Annotated in this window: 17 protein-coding genes; 8 read left to right on the plus strand and 9 right to left on the minus strand. The window is 69.6% G+C overall.

The genetic code is table 11. The features are described 5' to 3' along the window. The first annotated feature begins 35 nt into the window (after window positions 1-35). Complete coding sequence (locus RWH43_RS04415; protein WP_230704048.1) at window positions 36-827, plus strand: MerR family transcriptional regulator; 792 nt, start codon at window positions 36-38, stop codon at window positions 825-827. Window positions 828-830: 3 nt separating this feature from the next. Here RWH43_RS04415 and RWH43_RS04420 read toward each other — a convergent pair whose 3' ends face one another. The 5 genes from RWH43_RS04420 to RWH43_RS04440 all read right to left on the minus strand — a co-directional run bounded on the left by RWH43_RS04420 (window position 831) and on the right by RWH43_RS04440 (window position 6,919). Continuing rightward, a complete protein-coding gene (locus RWH43_RS04420; RefSeq protein WP_144830339.1) occupies window positions 831-1,844 on the minus strand; it encodes a LacI family DNA-binding transcriptional regulator in 1,014 nt (337 codons plus the stop codon). Window positions 1,845-2,099: 255 nt separating this feature from the next. After that, entirely contained in the window at window positions 2,100-3,554 is a 1,455-nt protein-coding gene (locus tag RWH43_RS04425; RefSeq protein WP_230704047.1) for a glycoside hydrolase family 1 protein, read from the minus strand. Window positions 3,555-3,583: 29 nt separating this feature from the next. Next, on the minus strand, window positions 3,584-4,489 hold the full coding sequence (locus RWH43_RS04430; RefSeq protein ID WP_154096865.1) for a carbohydrate ABC transporter permease: 906 nt from the start codon (window positions 4,487-4,489) through the stop codon (window positions 3,584-3,586). After that, the gene (locus RWH43_RS04435) at window positions 4,486-5,571 is read right to left on the minus strand and encodes a carbohydrate ABC transporter permease (RefSeq protein WP_230704046.1); all 1,086 of its coding nucleotides are present in this window, start codon (window positions 5,569-5,571) and stop codon (window positions 4,486-4,488) included. Before RWH43_RS04435 ends, RWH43_RS04430 begins: the two co-directional genes overlap by 4 nt. Window positions 5,572-5,647: 76 nt before the next feature. Further along, on the minus strand, window positions 5,648-6,919 hold the full coding sequence (locus RWH43_RS04440; protein WP_144830351.1) for an ABC transporter substrate-binding protein: 1,272 nt from the start codon (window positions 6,917-6,919) through the stop codon (window positions 5,648-5,650). 242 nt (window positions 6,920-7,161) lie between these two features. Between RWH43_RS04440 and purS the strand changes: the two genes are divergently transcribed. The 7 genes from purS (at window position 7,162) to RWH43_RS04475 (ending at window position 13,367) form a co-directional block, all read left to right on the plus strand. Continuing rightward, entirely contained in the window at window positions 7,162-7,410 is a 249-nt protein-coding gene (purS, locus tag RWH43_RS04445; RefSeq protein WP_144830354.1) for a phosphoribosylformylglycinamidine synthase subunit PurS, read from the plus strand. After that, window positions 7,407-8,114 carry a phosphoribosylformylglycinamidine synthase subunit PurQ gene (gene purQ, locus RWH43_RS04450; RefSeq protein WP_316000762.1) on the plus strand — a complete coding sequence of 236 codons (708 nt, stop codon included), beginning with the start codon at window positions 7,407-7,409 and terminating at the stop codon, window positions 8,112-8,114. Before purS ends, purQ begins: the two co-directional genes overlap by 4 nt. 77 nt (window positions 8,115-8,191) lie before the next feature. Continuing rightward, a complete protein-coding gene (locus RWH43_RS04455; RefSeq protein WP_144830360.1) occupies window positions 8,192-9,622 on the plus strand; it encodes a LuxR family transcriptional regulator in 1,431 nt (476 codons plus the stop codon). Between the two features lie 34 nt (window positions 9,623-9,656). Beyond that, window positions 9,657-10,364, plus strand: coding sequence for a GntR family transcriptional regulator (locus RWH43_RS04460; protein ID WP_222123898.1), 708 nt, complete (start codon window positions 9,657-9,659; stop codon window positions 10,362-10,364). A gap of 107 nt (window positions 10,365-10,471) precedes the next feature. Beyond that, window positions 10,472-10,966, plus strand: a complete 495-nt coding sequence (locus RWH43_RS04465; RefSeq protein WP_144830363.1) for an ureidoglycolate lyase — start codon at window positions 10,472-10,474, stop codon at window positions 10,964-10,966. Next, entirely contained in the window at window positions 10,963-12,441 is a 1,479-nt protein-coding gene (locus RWH43_RS04470) for an FAD-dependent oxidoreductase (protein WP_316000763.1), read from the plus strand. The genes RWH43_RS04465 and RWH43_RS04470 overlap by 4 nt, the downstream gene beginning before the upstream one ends. Continuing rightward, window positions 12,438-13,367: a 2-hydroxyacid dehydrogenase gene (locus RWH43_RS04475; protein ID WP_316000764.1), complete on the plus strand. Its 930-nt coding sequence runs from the start codon at window positions 12,438-12,440 to the stop codon at window positions 13,365-13,367. Before RWH43_RS04470 ends, RWH43_RS04475 begins: the two co-directional genes overlap by 4 nt. A gap of 95 nt (window positions 13,368-13,462) precedes the next feature. Here the strand turns inward: RWH43_RS04475 and RWH43_RS04480 are convergent, their stop codons facing one another. From RWH43_RS04480 to chvE, 4 genes are all read right to left on the minus strand, one after another. After that, entirely contained in the window at window positions 13,463-14,674 is a 1,212-nt protein-coding gene (locus tag RWH43_RS04480) for an ROK family transcriptional regulator (protein ID WP_144830372.1), read from the minus strand. 98 nt (window positions 14,675-14,772) lie between these two features. After that, window positions 14,773-15,993, minus strand: coding sequence for a multiple monosaccharide ABC transporter permease (gene mmsB / locus RWH43_RS04485; RefSeq protein WP_144830375.1), 1,221 nt, complete (start codon window positions 15,991-15,993; stop codon window positions 14,773-14,775). A 5-nt stretch (window positions 15,994-15,998) separates the two neighbouring features. Then, the gene (mmsA, locus tag RWH43_RS04490) at window positions 15,999-17,528 is read right to left on the minus strand and encodes a multiple monosaccharide ABC transporter ATP-binding protein (RefSeq protein ID WP_144830377.1); all 1,530 of its coding nucleotides are present in this window, start codon (window positions 17,526-17,528) and stop codon (window positions 15,999-16,001) included. 130 nt (window positions 17,529-17,658) lie between these two features. Further along, a complete protein-coding gene (chvE, locus tag RWH43_RS04495) occupies window positions 17,659-18,780 on the minus strand; it encodes a multiple monosaccharide ABC transporter substrate-binding protein (RefSeq protein ID WP_316000765.1) in 1,122 nt (373 codons plus the stop codon). Window positions 18,781-18,859: the final 79 nt, after the last annotated feature.

Below are 18,859 nucleotides of genomic sequence, written 5' to 3' on the forward strand. Positions count from 1 at the left end.
CGTGAGGGCGCAGCCTTGTCGGCATGATGAACGCCATGACACGAGACGGGCTGCCGGTCGGCGAGACCGCTGCGCAGCTCGGGCTGACGGTGCGGACCCTGCACCACTGGGACGAGATCGGGTTGGCCCGTCCGGCCGCGCGTTCGGCCGCCGGTTATCGGTTGTACACGGATGCCGACCTCGAACGCCTGCGCCGCATCGTCGTCTACCGCGAACTGGGCCTGGATCTCGAGGCCATCCGCGCGGTGCTCGACGAGCCCGGCGACGACGTCTCGGCGCAGTTGCGGGTGCAGCGGGCGCAGCTCGCGCAGCGGATCGACCAGCTCCGCGAACTCGACGACGACCTCGGCCGCATGATCGAGGCCCAGAAGCACGGCGTCCTGCTCTCGCCCGACGAGCAGAGGGCGGTCTTCGGCCCCGATTGGAACACCGACTGGCCGGCCGAGGCGCGCGACGCCCACGGCTCGTCGCCGCAGTGGCAGCAGGCGGCCGAGCGCTCCGCCTCGCGGGGAGCGGAGGACTGGGCGGCGGTCACGTCGACGCTGGCCGGGGTGGAGGCCGAGCTGGGCGCGGCGATGGCCGCCGGCATCCGCCCCGAAGAGGCGACGGCGGCCGCCCTCGTCGAGCGTCACCGCGAGGCCCTGTCGGCGTTCTACCCGGTCTCGCGGCAGATGCACGTGCACCTCGGGCACATGTACGTGGCCGACGAGCGATTCACCGCGCACTACGACCGCGTGCGTCCGGGCCTGGCCACGTGGCTGTGTGAGGCGATCGAGGCGAGCGCCCGCGCGCACGGCATCGACCCCGACACCGCCGAGTGGGCGTGACGGTCACGCCGAGGCGCGCTCGATGATCTCCGTGGGCAGGATCGTGGCGTGCACGGCGGGCCGCCCGGCGAGGATGTCGAGCAGAACGGATGCCATGTGCCGCCCCTGCGTGAGCGAGGGCTGACGCACGGTGGTCAGCGCCGGCGAGACCGCGGTCGACACGGCCGAGTCGTCGAAGCCGATCACGGCGATGTCGCGACCGGGCTCGATGCCCTTCTCGCGCAAGACCTCGTAGGCGCCGCGCGCCATCAGGTCGCTCGCGACGAAGAGGGCGTCCGGCCTCTCGCCCGCCGACAGCACGCGGGTCATCGCACTCGCTCCGCCCGACTCGGTGAAGTCGCCGTTCTCGACGGCCACGGGGGTCACGCCGGCCTCGGTCATCGCGGCATGGAAGCCCTTCAGACGGTCGATGCCCGCGGGCATGTCGGGCGGTCCCGAGATCGTGGCGATGCGCCGGTGTCCGCGCTCGATCAGGTAGGCCGTCGCGAGTCGGCCGCCCTCGACGTTGTCGACGTCGACGTAGTAATCGTCCGAGCGGATGCGCGCGGGGCGTCCGCCGTAAACGACCGGCACGACGTCGGCGACCCGGTCGAGAAAGGTGTCGCTGGTGTGGTGCGAGGCGACGATCGCGCCGTCGACGCTGCCGCTACGCAGGTATCCGAGCGCCTTGGCGCTGGCGTCGTCGCTCGCGATCAGCATGTTCATGATGTAGTCGGATTCGCCGATCACCTCGCCGATGCCTGCGACGATCGAGGCGAAGAACGGGTCGCCGAAGAAACGGTCGGTCTGCTCGGGGATCACCAGCGCAATGGCGCGGGTCTGCCTGCTCGCGAGCGAGCGCGCCGCGCGGTTGGGCACGTACTGCAGCTCGTCGATCGCTCGACGCACGGCCTCGAGCGCCGATGGCGAGACGGCGGTGGAGCCGTTGACGACGCGCGACACGGTCGAGCGCGACACTCCGGCGCGCGCGGCGACCTCTTCGATCGTGGCGGCGCCCCGCGCGGGTGCGAGATCCAACGCTTCCCTCCTTCGGGGGCCGGTGAGACGGCTTCTGCACGGGTGCCGGTGGTGACCGGCCCCGCGATAGTGCGAGCGTACTGCGGGCGAGAGCGCTGCGCGCAGCGACACCCGGGTACGGGAACAGGCCAAACTTACACCGTATGTCTCTGGCCCATGACCACGCGCGAGGCCGGATCACGACGCTGCATCAGCTGGCACCGACAACGAAGGCCCGGCTCCCTGGGTGGGTGGCCGGGCCCTCGCTCTTCCGACTCAGCGGACGACGGCAGGCTCCAGCGCGCGCTGCGCGATGACCCGCGCGTACGCCAGCCCCGAGTCCTTGATCGTGCGCTCCTGCGTGGCGTAGTCGACGTAGACGATGCCGAAGCGCTTGGCGTAGCCCCAGGCCCACTCGAAGTTGTCCATGAGCGACCAGTAGAAGTAGCCGCGCACGTCGACGCCCTTGTCCACGGCATCCAGCACCGCTCCCAGGTGCGCCTCGACGAACTCGACGCGCTCGGCGTCGTGCACGCGGGTCTCGCCCGCCTCGGTGACCGGCTCGTCGTCGTACGAGGCGCCGTTCTCGGTGACGTACAGCGCCACGCCGGCCTCGGCCGCGTACTCGTCGCTCACGCGCTCGAGCAGGCGGGTGAGCCCCTCGGGCTGCACCTCCCAGCCCATGTTGGTGCGCGAGAGGCCACGGTCGTGCCAGTACAGGTTCTCGCTGGCGGGGAACGGCTTGCCGATCGGGCGCGGGGTGGGCGCATCGCCGGCGGGCGGGTCCACCTCGGGGGGCGTGCCGCCCACGTACTCGCCGTGGTAGTAGTTCACGCCGAGCGAGTCGATGGGCGTCGAGATGACGTCGAGGTCGCCGGGCTGAACGGCCTCCTGCCAGCGCGCGACGGCCTCGGCGTCGGTGTCTCGGAAGTCCTTGATGATGTCGGCCGGGTAGGTGCCGCGGAACACCGGGTCGAGGAACCACCGATTGAACTGCCCGTCGATGCGCCGCGCGGCGTCGAGGTCGGCGGGATCGGCCGGGTCGACGGCATCCGCCACCGTGAGGTTCAGCGTGATCCCCAGGTTCAGCGAGGCGTCGCGCGCACGCAGCTCCCGCACGGTCTGACCGTGCCCGAGCAGCAGGTGGTGCGCGGCGAGCATGCCCTCGGCCTGCGAGTAGTGGCCCGGAGCGTGCGCACCGGCGGTGTAGCTGAGGAACGACGAGCACCACGGCTCGTTGAGCGTCGTCCACACGTCGACGCGGTCGCCCAGGGCGTCGTGCATGTCGAGCGCGTACTCGGTGAAGCGGTCGGCCGTCTCGCGCACGGTCCAGCCGCCGCGATCCTGCAGCGCCTGCGGCAGGTCCCAGTGGTAGAGGGTCAGCCAGGGCAGGATGCCGGCGCCCAGCAGCTCGTCGACGAGACGCTTGTAGAAGTCGACGCCCTTCGGGTTGAGCGCTCCGCCGTCGGGGCGCACGCGCGACCACGACGTCGAGAAGCGGTAGGTCTGCAGGCCGAGCTGCTTCATCAGCTGCACGTCGCCGGCATAGCGGTGGTAGTGGTCGCACGCGACATCGCCGTTGTCGGCGTTGATCACGGCATCCGGAACACGGCTGAAGGCGTCCCAGATCGACGCGGTGCGGCCGTCTTCGAACGCCGCCCCCTCGATCTGGTAGGCCGCCGTGGCGGCACCGAAGAGAAAGCCCTGGGGGAAGGCTCGGGCGTCGGACATGGTTCGGGTTCCTTCCGTGGGCGCAAGGGTCATCCCTTGACCGCCCCTTGCATGATGCCACTGACCAGCTGCTTGCCCGCGAACACGAACAAGACCAGCAGCGGAATCGTCGACAGCAGCACGCCCGCGAGGACCTTCGAGTAGTCGACGAAGTAGTTGGACTGCAGCAGCGACAGGGCCACCGGCAGCGTCGGGTTCTGGCGGTCGAGAACGATGAACGGCCAGAAGAAGTTGTTCCACGCGCTGACGAACGTGAACAGTCCGAGCATCGCGGCCGCGGGGCGCGCCGCCGGCACGCCCACGGTGAGGAACGTGCGGAACGAGGTCGCGCCGTCGACGCGAGCGGCCTCGATGAGCTCGTCGGGCACCGCCTGACGCAGGTACTGCGTCATCCAGAACACCCCGAACGCGCTCGTGAGCGCGGGGATGATGATGGCGCCCAGCTGTCCGGTCCACCCGAGCTCGCTGAACAGGATGTACAGCGGCACCACGCCCAGCTGCATCGGAACCGCCATCGTGCCGACGACGAACAGCAGCAGCCAGGGACCGCCGCGGAACTTCAGCTTCGCGAACGCCCAGCCCGCGAGGGTCGAGAAGAAGACGACGGATGCCGCGATGAGGGCGGAACTGATGATGGAGTTCAGGAGCGCCGGCCAGAAGTTGACGGCCGGGTCGCCCATGACCGCCGCGGCGTTGGCGAAGAAGTTGCCGCCCGGGATCCACGACATGTTCGGGTCGCGGACCGTGGAGGCGTCGCCCGATCCGATCAGCAGCGACCAGTAGAACGGGAAGATGCTGGCCAACAGGACCGCAGCGAGGCTCGCGTAGACGATCCAGCCGGGGCGGGAGCCGCGCACCGGTCGCGGGCGGCGACGCCCACGTGCGGGCAGGTCGCGGTCGATCACGGGCACGGGGGCCGGGGTGACGGCGGTCATCGACGCGCCTCCTTTCGAGGGGTGGAACGGCGATCGGCATCGGCCTCGAGACGCTGCTTCGCAGCGCGCGCCTGAGCCCGGCGCTCGCGGCGGGAGCGCTGGTCGCGACCGCCTTCGTCGCGCACGAGCGAACGGGTCACGAACATGTTGATCGCGCCGATGGCCAAGATGATGATGAAGAGGATCCAGGCGAGGGCGGCCGCGCGGCCGAAGTTCCACTCGCCCCATCCGATGTTGTAGAGCCACAGCGTCACGGTGAGCCACTGGTTGTCGGCGCCGCCCGTGCCGTACTGGTCGTACATGCGGGGCTCGTCGAAGATCTGCAGACCGCCGATGGTGGAGGTGATGATCACGAAGATGAGCGTCGGCTTGAGGCTCGGCAGGGTGATCGAGAAGAACTGACGCGCCTTGCCTGCGCCGTCGACCGTGGCCGCCTCGTAGAACTCGCGCGGGATCGCCTGCATCGCCGCGAGGAGGATCAGGGTGTTGTAGCCGGTCCAGCGGAAGTTGACCATCGTGGCGATCGCGACGTGACTGGCGAGGGCGTCGGAGTGCCACGGGACGGCGGGAAGACCGAGGTTCTGCAGCGTGGTGTTCACGACGCCGTACTGGTCGCCGAACATGTTGCTGAAGATGAGGGCCACCGCGACCGGAGCCATGACGTAGGGGATGAGCACGCTCATGCGCCAGAACGTCTTCGCGCGGATGTTCTGGTCGAGCATCGCCGCGATGAAGATCGCGAGGATGAGCTGCGGGACGCTGGAGAGCAGGAAGATGCTGAAGGTGTTGCGCAGCGCGACCCAGAACTTGGGCTGGGAGAGCACCCACGTGTACTGGTCGAAGCCGATGAAGTGGCCCGAGTTGCGGACGAGATCCCAGTCCATGAACGAGATCACGGCCGTGTAGGCGATGGGGAAGAGGCCCGTGATCGCGAACAGGATGAAGAACGGCGAGATGTAGAGGTACGGCGAGAACTTCAGGTCCCACGCACTGCGCCGCTGGCCGAAGCCGATGCGTCGCGGCTGCCGTGCGCCGGTGGGCGCCGAGGCCGACCGGGTGGGCCGTTCGAGTGTGCTTGTCACGATGGTGTCTCCTCCTCGAGACGAGGGACGGATGCCGAGGGCCGCTGCTGCAGCCCCCGGCATCCGCCCGCGTCGGTCACTTCAGGGCGTCGACCTCGGTCACCCACTGCTGCCACGAGGTCGCGGCATCCTGAGTGCCGTCTTCGACTCGCGTCAGCGCCTTCTGCATGGCGTCGTTGATCTGGAAGTAGAACTTGCCCTTGTACGGCGACACCTTCACGGCCTCGGCGCGATCGGTGAGGATCTGGCCGACCGGGGCGTCGTTGAAGTAGGCGTTCTTGTTGCTCAGCAGCGTCTCGTTCTTGAGCGCCTCGGTCTGGCTCGGGAAGGTGCCCGCGTTCTCGAACGCCTTGATCTGGGTGTCGGGGCTCGTCAGCCAGTCGGCGAGCTCCTGCGCGGCCGCGACGTTCTTGCCGTTCGCGGGAACGGTCAGGTACGAGCCGCCCCAGTTGCCGCCGCCGCCGGGGAAGACGTTGGCGATGTCCCAGCCTTTGACCTCGGGGGCGTTGCCCTCGATGACACCGAGCATCCAGCCCGGGCAGAGCATGGTGGCGAAGGCGCCATTGGAGAGCCCGGCCATCCAGTCGTCGGACCACTGGCCCAGGTGCGCGGACTGCGTGGCGCTCGCCTTGAGCACCTCGTCGTAGATCTTCTTGACCTCGGGGTTCGTGGTGGCGGTGATCTCGCCGTTCGCGGGGTTCTCGTAGGCGTCCTCGACCTGGTTGATGGCGCCCTGGTAGGTGCCGCCGGCGGAGTCGAAGAAGGCCTTGCCGGTGGCGGCGACGTACTTGTCTCCCGCGGCGAAGTAGGTCGACCAGTCGCCCTGCAGCATCTTCGCGACTTCTTCACGGTCGGTCGGCAGGCCCGCGGCGGCGAACAGGTCGGAGCGGTAGCAGACGCCCTCGGGGCCGATGTCGGTTCCGTACCCGATGAGCTTGCCGTCGGTGCTGGTCGCGGCCTTGACCTTGTAGTCGAGCCAGCGGCTCTTCAGGTCGTCGGGCACGGGGGCGAGCAGGTCGGCGTACTCCATGACCTCGGGCAGCCAGTCGACCTCGATCGCCTCGATGTCGGCGAGGCCGGTCTTGCCGAGCTTCTGGAAGTAGTTGGCACGGGCGTCGTTGCTGGTCGCCGCCTTGTTGTGCACGATCTTCACGTTCGGATGCGCGTCCGTGTACTCCTTCAGGAGCGCGTCGGTGTATCCGAAGTCGTTGAAGGTGGCGACGGTGAGGGTCACCTGTCCGTCGCCGCCCGAGGCGGCGCCTCCGCCGGAGCAGCCGGCGAGGACGAGGGCGGAGGTGGAGGCGACGGCGGCGACGAGGGCCACACGACGCAGGGCGCGGTTTTTCACAGATCACTCCTTTGTGGTGGGTGCGGACCGGTGCTGTGGGATGCTCCCGCACAATGTTTGGGAGCGCTCTCACCGATCGAGAGTCGACGCTATGGGATCGCTCCCATGAGGTCAAGCGAAAGCATCCGGATCGTTATCGGAATTCACCCACGGGGCTGGAGAGCCTCCGCGCAGTGCGACGGGGACGACCGGGGCCTCCCGTAGACTGGGCGTCACAACGCCACCCGACATCTGGAGCTGAAGTGCCCACCATCGTCGTCGACGTCATGCCCAAGGCCGAGCTTCTCGACCCCCAGGGAAAGGCCGTGGCCGGCGCCCTGTCGCGGCTCGGTGAGACCCGTTTCTCCGACGTGCGCATCGGCAAGCGCTTCGAGCTCACCGTCGAGGGCGAGGTCGACGAGGCCACTCTGGCGCGTGCGCGCGAGCTCGCCGACGAGATGCTGTCGAACGCGGTCATCGAAGACGTCGTGAACATCGAGGTCGTGCAATGACGGCCCGCATCGGGGTCATCACCTTCCCCGGGTCGCTCGACGACCGCGACGCCCAGCGCGCCATCCGCCTCGCCGGCGGCGAGCCCGTCGCGCTGTGGCACGGCGAGCACGACCTCCGGGGCGTCGATGCCCTCGTGCTGCCGGGCGGCTTCAGCTACGGCGACTACCTGCGCGCCGGCGCCATCGCCGCCTTCGCGCCGATCATGGCCGAGGTCAAAGACGCCGCCGCCAAGGGCATGCCCGTGCTCGGTATCTGCAACGGCTTCCAGATGCTCGTCGAGGCCCACCTGCTGCCCGGCGGTCTCATCCGCAACGCGCATCAGCAGTTCATCCGCCGCGACCAGCGCCTGCGCGTCGAGAACGCGTCGACCGCGTGGACGAGCGACTTCACCGAGGGCGACGAGATCGTCATCCCGCTGAAGAACGCCGACGGCGGATACATCGCGGATGCCGAGACCGTGGCCCGCGTCAACGGTGAAGGCCAGGTCGCCTTCCGCTACCTGGGCGTCAACCCCAACGGCTCTCTCGACGACATCGCCGGCCTCACCAACGAACGCGGCAACGTCGTCGGCCTCATGCCTCACCCCGAGCACGCGGTCGAACCGGGCTTCGGCCCCGGCACCTCCGCGGCGATGCGCTCGGGCGTCGACGGACTCAGCTTCTTCACCTCGGCGATCGCGGCCGTGGTGAACGCCTCCGTCTGACCCGCTCACCCCCGCCGACGACGTAATCTCGAAGGGTTCGGGGGAGAACAAGCGGCCCCACGCGCGACGGGGGCGGGATGAGCGAGAACGACGGCGGCGGTACCGCGGCCGTCCGCGCCGCTGCCGTCCATGTGTCACCGCGCCTGGCCCCCGGCAACGGCGTCCCCCTGCTGAGGCACCTCGCGCTGCTGGCCGAGGTCGACCTGGGCCCCGCTCCGCGGGCGTGGACGGAGCCGCAGGCGCGACTGCTCTCGGCGGCCCTGGTCGCGCGCGCCCGCACCGACGCCCTCGGCGAGGGGATCGCGCTCATCGAGCGCTACTTCGACGACGCACGGCTCACCCGGCCCGCGTCGCTCCCGGCCTCGGCGCGCGCCGAACTGCTCACGAGCGCCGCCGAGTATCTGAACGCCATCGGCCGCCCCCAGGTGGCGGCCCGCTACGCCGCCGAGGCGCTGCTGTTCGCCGACTCGCCGGGCGACAGGTACCGCGCCCTCGCCACCCACGCCGAGGCCCTGGCGATCAATGGCGAGTTCGGTGAGGCGGGCGGGATCGTCGCCGAAGCACGCGGGCTGTTCCACGGCGAGGGGTGGGATGCGAGCGAGATCTCGCACGGCCTGCTGTTCGCGGAGTCGCTGATCGGGGTGGCACACGCAGACGCAGCTCCCCTGCTCTCGAGCGCCGACGAGCTCGAGCGGGCGCGACCCGACGACCCCTACTGGCGGTTCTCCGCCGGCGTCATGCGGGTGGTCGGCCGGTGGTTGCAGGGCGACATCGCGATCGCCCTGGCGAAGGCACGGCAGTTACTGCACGGCTCGGGCCGCACCCGCAGCTACCGGCTCATGCGTGAACGACTCGTGAGCATGACGAGCGGTCTGCTGACCGTGCAGGGCGAGTACGGCGAGGCCCTCGCGATGATCGCGGATCGGGTCAGTCACCCCGGCCACGCCATCTGCTTCGAATCGCAGCGCGCCACCGTGCTGCTGCAGCTCGGGCGCGACCAGGAGCTCATCGACTCCACCGACGCCTGCGTCGCGATGGACGACCACTGCCTCTCCCCGTTGTCGGCGCTGTTGAGCCGGCGCGCGGTCGCCCTGCTGCGCCTGGGCCAGGAGAAGCGGGCCGCTGCGAGCATGGCATCCGCCCTCACCCTCATCGAACGCACCGGCGGCTCGAAGATCTCGTTCCTGCTCATCCTCAGCGGCGAGGCCGAGCGCCTCCTCGACCTCGTCGAGGCGGAACGACCGGCCCTGCGGGTGATGGTCGACTCCGCCCGCGCGGCCCTCCCCCTGCCCACGGCACCCTCGCAGAAGGAGCGACGCATCGACCTCACCGCCGCCGAGCGCGAGCTCGCCCGGATGCTGCTCTCCGACCTCTCGCTGACGCAGATCTCGCAGCGACGAGGGGTCTCGGTCAACACGGTGAAGTCGCAGGTGCGGTCGATCTACGGCAAGCTCGGCGTCTCGAGCCGGGCCGACGCGCTGGTCGCCCTGCGGTCGCCGTCGCCGTGACCTCGCTCTCGCGCCGATCGGAGAAGATGGGCGTGTGCGCGCACCCGATCAAGATCCCGTCATCGACCGCATTCTGGCGCTCTGGAACACCGATGACCACACGCTGCCGTCGGAGCCGCGCCTGGCGGAGCTGACCGGCGCGAGCCGCGCCTCGGTGCGCGAGGCGCTGATCCGCCTCGAGGAGCGCGGCTACGTCCACCGCACGCAGGGCACCCGCACCACCGCCAACCGGCGCCTGCCCGAGGTGGGACGCCGCATCGACGAGCAGTTCGACCACTCCCTGTCGATCCGCGCGGCGGGGTACGAGCCGCGGTTGCAGGTGGTGTCGGCGGAGCGCCGCACGCTGGCATCCGCCCCCTCCCGCTTCGACGACCTGCCCGACGGGACCGAGGTGCTGCGCACGGTGAAGATGTGGAGCGTCGACGATCGGCCCTACGCCCTCGCCGAAGACCTCATCCCGGTCACCCGAGAGGCGGACCTCGACCCGCACCTGCCGGTGTTCGACCTGGCCGAGGCCGGCAACAGCGTGCAGGTGGCGTGGGAGACGATGTGGGTGGATGCCGTGGCCCTCGACGCCGAGCGCGCCGAGGCCCTGCAGACCCGGCCGGGCCTGCCGGTCATCGAGATGACGTATTGCGGGTACGGCGCCGACGACCGCGTGGGGTACTGGTCGCGCGAGGTGCAGCTGCCCGCCCCCGCGGGGTTGCGCAACGCCCTGATCCGCCGCGTGCACCGGGGCTGAGCGTTTCGCGGGTGTAACCGCTCGGTGAACTTGTCCGACAAGCAGTCCCGCCACTTGTCGGACAAGCGTAGCCTCGCAGCATCCACCCGATGCGAAGCGAGGACCCCATGACCGACACCCTCACCACCCACCACCTGTCGGCGGAGCCGCTCACCGCCTCGGCCTTCGAGCCGTACGGCGTGCTGCTGACCCCCATGGAGGACGGCACCCCGTTCACCGCCGAAGAGGCCGTGCTCGACGTCTCGAACGGGATCCCCCGCTTCTACCTCATGCACCTCGACGACAAAGCGCCCGAGTTCGTGCGCGTGACACGCCACCTCGAGACCACGCAGACGCTCATGGCCGTCGGCGACGTCGAGTGGACCATCGCCGTCGCCGCCCCCGGGATCGAGGAGCCGACGCTCGACGACCTGCGGGCGTTCCGCATCCCGCCGCGCACCGCCATCACGATGCGCAAGGGCACCTGGCACGCGGGCCCCTTCTTCGCCGAGCCGAGCATGGACTTCGTCAACCTCGAGCTCGACGACACCAACGTCAGCGACCACCACAACCACCGCCTCGACGACGCCTACGGTGTGCGCGTCGTGATCGTCGGGGAGTGAGCGTGCTGAGCCCCCTGCCCGACGCCGCGGCGCGCCTCGCCGCCCTCGAACGCGAGGCCGCGCACCAGAGCGCCCTCAGCGCCGGAGACGGACGTTCGTGGGTCGGCGAGCGCGACGGGGTGCACCCCGTGGTGATCGTGGGCGCGGGCCAAGCGGGTCTCGTGCTCGCGCGCGGCCTGCACCGCCGCGGGATCGACGACGTCGTGGTGATCGACGCCGCCCCCGCAGACGCGACAGGCCCCTGGACCACCTATGCCCGTATGCACACCCTGCGCACGCCGAAGGACATCGCGTGGCCCACGTGGGGCACCCCGGCCGTGAGCCCGCGGGCGTGGTTCGAGGCCGTGTACGGGGTCGAGGCGTGGGAGGCCCTCGAGTACTTCCCCACCACCGCGTGGCACGGATTTCTGCAGTGGTACCGCGAGGTGTCGTCGGTTCTGACGGTGGGCTCGACGCGGGTCACCGCGCTGCGCACGGCCGGCGCCGACGACCCGTTGCAGCTCGATCTCACCGGACCCGACGGCGACTGGACCCTCACCGCTCGACACGTGGTGCTCGCCACGGGCATCGAGGGCGCCGGCGGCCGCCACCTTCCGCCGCTGCTGCGATCGCTCCCCGCCGACCGCGTTTTCCACACGCACGATGACATCGACTTCGACGCCCTCGCGGGCCTGCGCATCGGCGTCCTGGGGGCGGGGACGGGCGCGTTCGACAACGCCGCGACCGCGCTCGAGCACGGCGCGGCCAGCGTCGAGGTGCACATGCGCCGCCCCGCAATGCCCCAGGTGAGCCCGTACCGGTGGATGGAGTTCGCCGGCCTCATCGAGAACTACGGCTCGTTCACCGACGCGCAGAAGTGGGAGTTCAACGTGCACCTCTCGGCCGTCGACCAGCCCGCCACGCAGAACGCCCTCTGGCGTGCCCATGCGTTCGACTCCTTCCGCTTCGTCACCTCGTCGCCGTGGCAGCACGTCGAGTGGACCACCAGCGACATCGCGGTGACCACGCCGCACGGCATCCGGAACTACGACGTCGTGTTCGCCGCCACCGGGATCGCCGCCGACCTCGCCCAGCGCCCCGAGCTGGTGGAAGTGGCCCCGGATGCCGCGTTGTGGAGCGACCGCCTCACGCCCGAGGCCGTGGCGCAGAACCCCGGCCTGGCGGCGTTCCCTTACCTCGACGACGACTTCGGCCTCGTCAGCCGCACGTCACCCGAGCGGTCGGCGCTGTCGCGGATCCACATGTTCAACCACGGCGCGCGCCTCAGCCAGGGCATGTTGAGCCACCAGATCCCGGGACTCGTGGGCGGGGCGACGAAGCTCGCCGCCGCGCTCTCGCGGCGCCTGTTCGAGCACCGAGCCGATGCCCTGCTCGCCGAGTATCTCGCCTACGACGTGCCGGTGGGAGTGCACATCGGCCGCCGGGCGCAAGCACCGCAGCCCGCCGCGACTTCGGAGGTAGCGTCGCTGTCGTGACCCCCTCGACTGCCCTCCTCGTCTCCGTGCCCACCGACCGCCTCCGCGACGACCTGGGCGCGCTTCCCGACGGCGTCGAGGTCGTCGTGTGGGACATGACCGGGCCCGCCCCGCACGACCGCTTCGACATCGTGGTGCCGCCCTACATGGGCATGGACGCCGTGATCGAGCGCCTGTCCGAGATCGAGGTCGGCCTCGTGCAGGGCCAGTCGATCGGGTACGACAACGTCGAGGGGCGCCTGCCCGAGGGCATCCGGTTCGCCAACGCCTCGAGCGTGCACGAGACCGCGACCGCCGAGCTCGCCGTCGCGCTGACGCTCGCCGCGCAGCGGCGGATCCCCGAGTTCGTGCGCGCGCAGGATCGCAGCGACTGGCTCGGCGGCGGGGCGACCGGCCTCGCCGACCAGCGCGTGACCCTGCTGGGCTTCGGCGGCGTGGGGCGTGCGATCGCGGCGCGGCTGAAGCCGTTCGAGGTGTCTCTCCGCGCCGTCGCCTCTCACGGCCGCCTGCAGGACGAGGTCGAGGTCTTCCCCCTCGGCAAGGTGTACGAGGTGCTCGCCGAGACCGACGTGCTCATCGCCTCGCTCCCCGGCGGAGACGCGACCCGGCACGTCATCGACGACGAAGCCCTGTCGGCGCTGCCCGACGGGGCGCTGGTCGTCAACGTCGGCCGCGGTCCGCTCGTCGACACCGATGCCCTGGTCGACCACGTGCGCCGTGGCCGCATCCGCGCGGCGCTCGACGTCACCGACCCCGAGCCGCTGCCCGCCGACCACCCGCTGTGGAGCCTCGACGGCGTGCTCATCGCCCCGCACGTGGGAGGGGCGACGGATGCCATGCACCCCCGCATGGCGCGCCTGGTGCGCCGCCAGATCGATCACCTGCTGCGCGGCGAGGAGCCCGAGAACGTGGTGCTCGGCGGCTGAGCCGCGCCGCCTCCGGTTGAGTGTCCAGGACGCGCCGTTCCAGCCGACCGCACGCGGCGTTTCTCGGACGCTCGACAGGCCTCTGGGAGCGCGGGTCAGCCGCGGAAGCCGGCCGGGTTCGACAGCAGGTCGGCGAAGGCAAGCTCGGCGGGTCCCACCAGCATGAGACGCGAGCGCAGGTGCGCGCGCTCGAGGCGGATCGTGCGACCCTCGGCGCCGAGAGGGTGTACCCGTACCGCGTCGGCCAGGCGCTCGCGGCTCACCGAGAGCAGGGCGCCGAGATAGCCCGAGAGCACGACGGTCTCGGGGGCGAAGGCGTTGACGAAGTTGGTCAGGGCGAGCGAGAGCATCTCGACCTGACGGGTCACCTCAGTCATCACCCGGGGATTGCGGGCGACGCCGAGCTCGACGTCGAGTTCGTCTTCGTCGAGCTTGCGACGGCCCAGCAGGGGTTCGAGCAGGTCGAGGCTCACCTCGGCCTCGAGGCACCCCCGACGACCGCACACGCACGCACGTCCCCGCGGGTCGACGACGGTGTGCCCCAGCTCGCCGGCGTAGCCCGACGTGCCGCGCAGCAGCGTTCCGTCGATGATCAGGCCGCCGCCGATGCTGTGCATCGCGCCGCCGAGGTAGAGCAGGTTGCCGACCCCCACTCCGACGCCGAAGCGCGACTCGGCAAGGGCGCCGATGCTGGCGTCGTTGCCCGCGGTCACCGGCATGCCGAGCTCGTCGCTCAGGCGGGCCGAGACGGGATCCCGCCTCCAGCCGAGGGTCGGTGAGACGAGCACCGAGCCGTTGGCGTTGACGAGACCCGGCACCGCGAGACCCGCGCCGACCACGCGGTAGTGGCGGTCGATGTCGGCGCGCATCGCCTCGACCGACGACGCGACGATCTGCACGAAGCGCCGGGGCGAGGGGGCGCTCGCGGTGTCGTGGCGCAGGCGCGCGTGCACGACGCCGCCGAGACCGACCAGGGCGACGGTCACCGCGTGCGGCTCGGCGCGGACGCTGAGGGCGGCGACGTGGTCTTCGGGTTCGATGTCGAGCGTCGGGCGCCCGACCTTGCCGGTGCGTTCGCCTCCGGGGGCCTCGCGCACGAGGCCCAGCTCGGTCAGCTCCATCACCAGACCGGTGACGGTCGAGCGATTCAGACCGGTCGTCGCACCCAGTTGAGCGCGCGAGAGAGCACCCCGGGAGTGAAGGAGCGAGAGGACGGACGCGAGGTTCTGCTGACGGATCAGATCATTCGTCGTACGGCCAGTCGGCGGCGCGAGCGGGGTTGCGGGCTCGAACACGGCGGGGGTCATGAGGGTCGCACCTCCCCCATCATCGCATCACGAAGCGGCGAGGCGGAAAGCAGTCGAGCGGATGGGGAGCGGGCCCCGGGGCCGCGCTCCCCATCCGATCACGCACCGCCGTTGCGCCGCTTGTTGAAGATGTCGAACGCGACGGCCAGCAGCAGCACGATTCCCTTGATGGCCATCTGCCAGGCGGCATCGACGCTGAGGATCGACAGACCCATGTTGAGCACGCCCATCACCAGGCCACCGACGACCGCGCCGACCACGGTGCCGATCCCGCCCTGCACCGCCGCGCCTCCGATGAAGACCGCCGCGATGGCATCCAGCTCGTAGTTCTGTCCGGCCGCGGCGACCGCGCTTCCGGCACGGGCGGTGCTGACCACCGCGGCGAGACCGGCGAGGGCGCCCATGTTCACGAAAATGAAGAAGTTGACCCACTTCGTCTTCACACCGCTCATGACGGCGGCGAACAGGTTTCCACCCATCGCGTAGATGTGCCGACCGAAGGTCGTGCGGTTGAGCACGAACGTGTACGCCAGCACGAGCACGGCGAGGATGATCAGCACGATCGGGGTGCCGTTGTAGGTCGCGAGCGTGAAGGCTGCGGCCATGATCACGACGACGGCCGCGGCGTTCTTCAGCCAGAACGACCACGCCACCTCGCGCGGCAGCTCGAGTCGGCGCAGGGTCGCACGGGTGCGCAGCTGCTGCACGATGAGCAGCACGCTGGCGAGCGCGCCCAGCAGGAGCGTCAGGGCGTCCCAGTTGCCGAGGTAGCCGAGGAACGGCGGCAGCCAGCCGGCCCCGATCGCCGTGAAGCTGTCGGGCAGACCGCTGATCGTGCCGCCGGTGAGCAGCACCAGGGTGAGACCGCGGAACAGCAGCATGCCGGCGAGGGTGACGATGAAGGCGGGTATGCCGACGAACGCGACCCAGAATCCCTGCCACGCGCCGACGATCGCGCCGACGACGAGCGAGAGGACGACCGCGAGGTACCAGGGCAGACCCCACTGGTTCATCGCGATCGCCGCGATCGCGCCGACCATGGCCACGACGGAGCCGACCGAGAGGTCGATGTGCCCGGCGATGATGACCATGACCATGCCGATCGCGAGGATCAGCACGTAGGCGTTCTGCTGGATGAGGTTGTTGACGTTGCCCGGCAGCAGCAGGCGACCGCCGGTAAGCACCTGGAACAGCGCGATGATGATGACGAGTGCGGCGAGGATGCCGAACTGACGGAAGTTGATGCGCGACAGGATGCCGCGACGGCGCGGCCCCGGTTGCGTCGGCGCCTCGACCGTCTGGGTGGATGCGGTGGCCATTGCTCTCAGTTCCTTCCGGCGGTCATGTGCCGCATGAGCGTCTCCTGGGTCGCGTCGTCGCGGCTGACCTCGGCCGTGATGCGTCCCTCGGAGATGGTGTAGATACGGTCGGAGAGGCCGATGACCTCGGGCAGCTCCGACGAGATGACGATGACGGCCTTACCCTGGGCCGCGAGTTCGTTGATGATTCCGTAGATCTCGTACTTCGCACCCACGTCGATGCCGCGGGTCGGCTCGTCGAGGATCAGCACGTCGGGTCCGGTGAACATCCACTTCGACAGCACGACCTTCTGCTGGTTGCCGCCCGAGAGCCGCCCCGTGATCGCCGCGACGCTGGGCGCCTTGATGTTCATCTTGTAGCGGTACGAATCGGCGACCTTGTACTCGCGGTACCGGTCGACGACGCCCAGGCGCGCGAGACGGGCGAGGGCGGATGCCGAGACGTTGACCTGGATGTCGCCGATGAGGTTCAGACCGTACTTCTTGCGGTCTTCGGTGGCGTACGCGATGCCGTGCTTGATCGCGGCGTCGACCGTGCGCACGTCGATGGCCTTGCCGTTCTTGTAGACCTCGCCCGAGATGCCGGTGCCGTACATGCGCCCGAAGATGCTCATCGCGAGCTCGGTGCGGCCGGCACCCATGAGACCGGCGAACCCGACGATCTCTCCCGCGCGCACCATGAACGAGGCGTCGTCGATGACCACGCGCTCGGTGTCGACCGGGTGGTGAACGGTCCAGTTCTCGACGCGGAACAGCTCTTCGCCGATGTCGGGCTCGCGCGGCGGGAAGAGGCTGTTCAGGTCGCGACCGACCATGGCGCGGATGATGCGCCCCTCGTCGGTCTCGGGGTCGTCGCGCATCATCGTCTCGATCGTGCGACCGTCGCGGATGATGGTGATGCGGTCCGAGATGCGCAGCACCTCTTTGAGCTTGTGGCTGATGATGATGCAGGTGATGCCCTGCGCGCGCAGCTGGTCGATGAGGTCGAGCAGGTGCGCGGAGTCGTCGTCGTTGAGCGCGGCGGTCGGCTCGTCGAGGATGAGGAGCTTGACCTCTTTGGCCAGCGCCTTGGCGATCTCGACGAGCTGCTGCTTGCCGACGCCGAGCTCGAAGATCTTCGTCGCCGGGTTCTCGCGCAAACCCACGCGCTTGAGCAGTTCGGCGGCGGCGGTGTTGGTGGCGTTCCAGTCGATGACGCCGCGGCGCGACTTCTCGTTGCCGAGGAAGATGTTCTCGGCGATCGAGAGGTACGGGCTCAGCGCCAGCTCCTGGTGGATGATGACGATGCCGGCGGCCTCGCTGTCGTTGATTGAGCGGAAGGCCATCTGCTCGCCCTCGAGGGTGATCGTCCCGTCGAAGCTGCCGGTCGGGTAGACGCCGCTCAGCACCTTCATGAGCGTCGACTTGCCCGCGCCGTTCTCGCCGCAGACGGCGTGCACCTCACCCCGGTACACGTCGATCGACACGTCGGCCAGGGCCGGCACGCCGTTGAACGACTTCGAGATCCCCGACATACGCAGGATCGGTTCGGTCATGGTGTGTCCCTCTCCCGCCCCTCCGGGCGGCTGTTCGGCTCCACCGCCCGCAGGCGGCTCTACTGCTCCGCCGCCCGAAGGCGGCACGGGGAGCGGCGGGGCGGGCGAACCCGCCCCGCCGCAGAGTGGATCAGAGCCCGACGTCGGAGGCCTTGAGGAAGCCCGAGTCGATGAGCTTGGACTGCACGTCGTCCTTGACGACGACCTCGGGCGTCAGCAGGTACGAGGGCACGACCTTCTTGCCGTTGTCGTAGGTCTTGGTGTCGTTGACCTCGACGGTCTTGCCGTCCTTGATCTCCTGGATCATCGTGAAGACGCGGTCACCCAGCGCGCGGGTGTCCTTCCAGACGGTCATCGACTGCGTGCCGTCGAGGATCGCCTTGACGTTGGCCTTGTCGGCGTCCTGACCCGTGATGATCGGGTAGTCGGCACCGGCGGTGTAGCCGGCCGACTTCAGCGAGGCCTCGATGCCGATGGCCAGGCTGTCGTTGGGCGAGAGCACCACGTTGACCTTCTTGCCGTCGCCGTAGAACGACGACAGACGGTTGTCCATCTCGGCTTGGGCCTTGTCGGACGCCCAGCCCTGGATGCCGATCGACGCCCACGCGTCGTCGTTCGCGGGCGACTTACCGCTGGGGACGACCACCTTGCCGCTGTCGACGTAGGGCTTGAGCACGTCCCACGCACCGGCGAAGAAGAACTTCGCGTTGTTGTCGTCGGGGCTGCCGGCGAAGGGCTCGAGGTTGAAGGGGCCCTTGCCGTCCTTCAGGCCGAGCTGGTCTTCGATGAACTGGCCCTGCAGGGTGCCGACCTTGTAGTTGTCGAAGGTGGCGTAGTAGTCGACGTTCTCGCTGCCGTTGATGAGACGGTCGTAGGCGATGACGGTGGCGTTCTGCGACTTGGCCTCTTCGAGCACCGGGCCGAGGGTCGAGCCGTCGATCGCGGCGATCACGAGGATCTTCGCGCCGCCCGAGATCTGGTTCTGGATCTGGCTGATCTGCTGGTCGGTCTTGTTGTCGGCGTACTGCAGGTCGACCGTGCAGCCGGCATCCGTCAGCTTCTTCTGCAGCTGCTCGCCGTCGTTGATCCAGCGCTCCAGGCTGCGGGTCGGCATCGCGATGCCGACGTTGCACTCTCCGGTTCCGCCGGAGGCAGCGGCGCCGCCGCCGTCGGCCGGACGGGTGGAGCTGCAGGCTCCGAGACCCACCGCGAGAGCGGCGATGGCCGCTCCGGTCAGGATTTTCTTCAGCATGTGATCTGCGTTCCTCTCTGAACTGCAGGGACCCTCATGGTCGTACCCGCGCCCTCCCCGGCGTCGGATCGGGTACGTC

The sequence above is a fragment of the Microbacterium algihabitans genome, assembly GCF_032464975.1.
In the GTDB taxonomy this organism is placed as follows: Bacteria; Actinomycetota; Actinomycetes; order Actinomycetales; family Microbacteriaceae; genus Microbacterium; species Microbacterium algihabitans.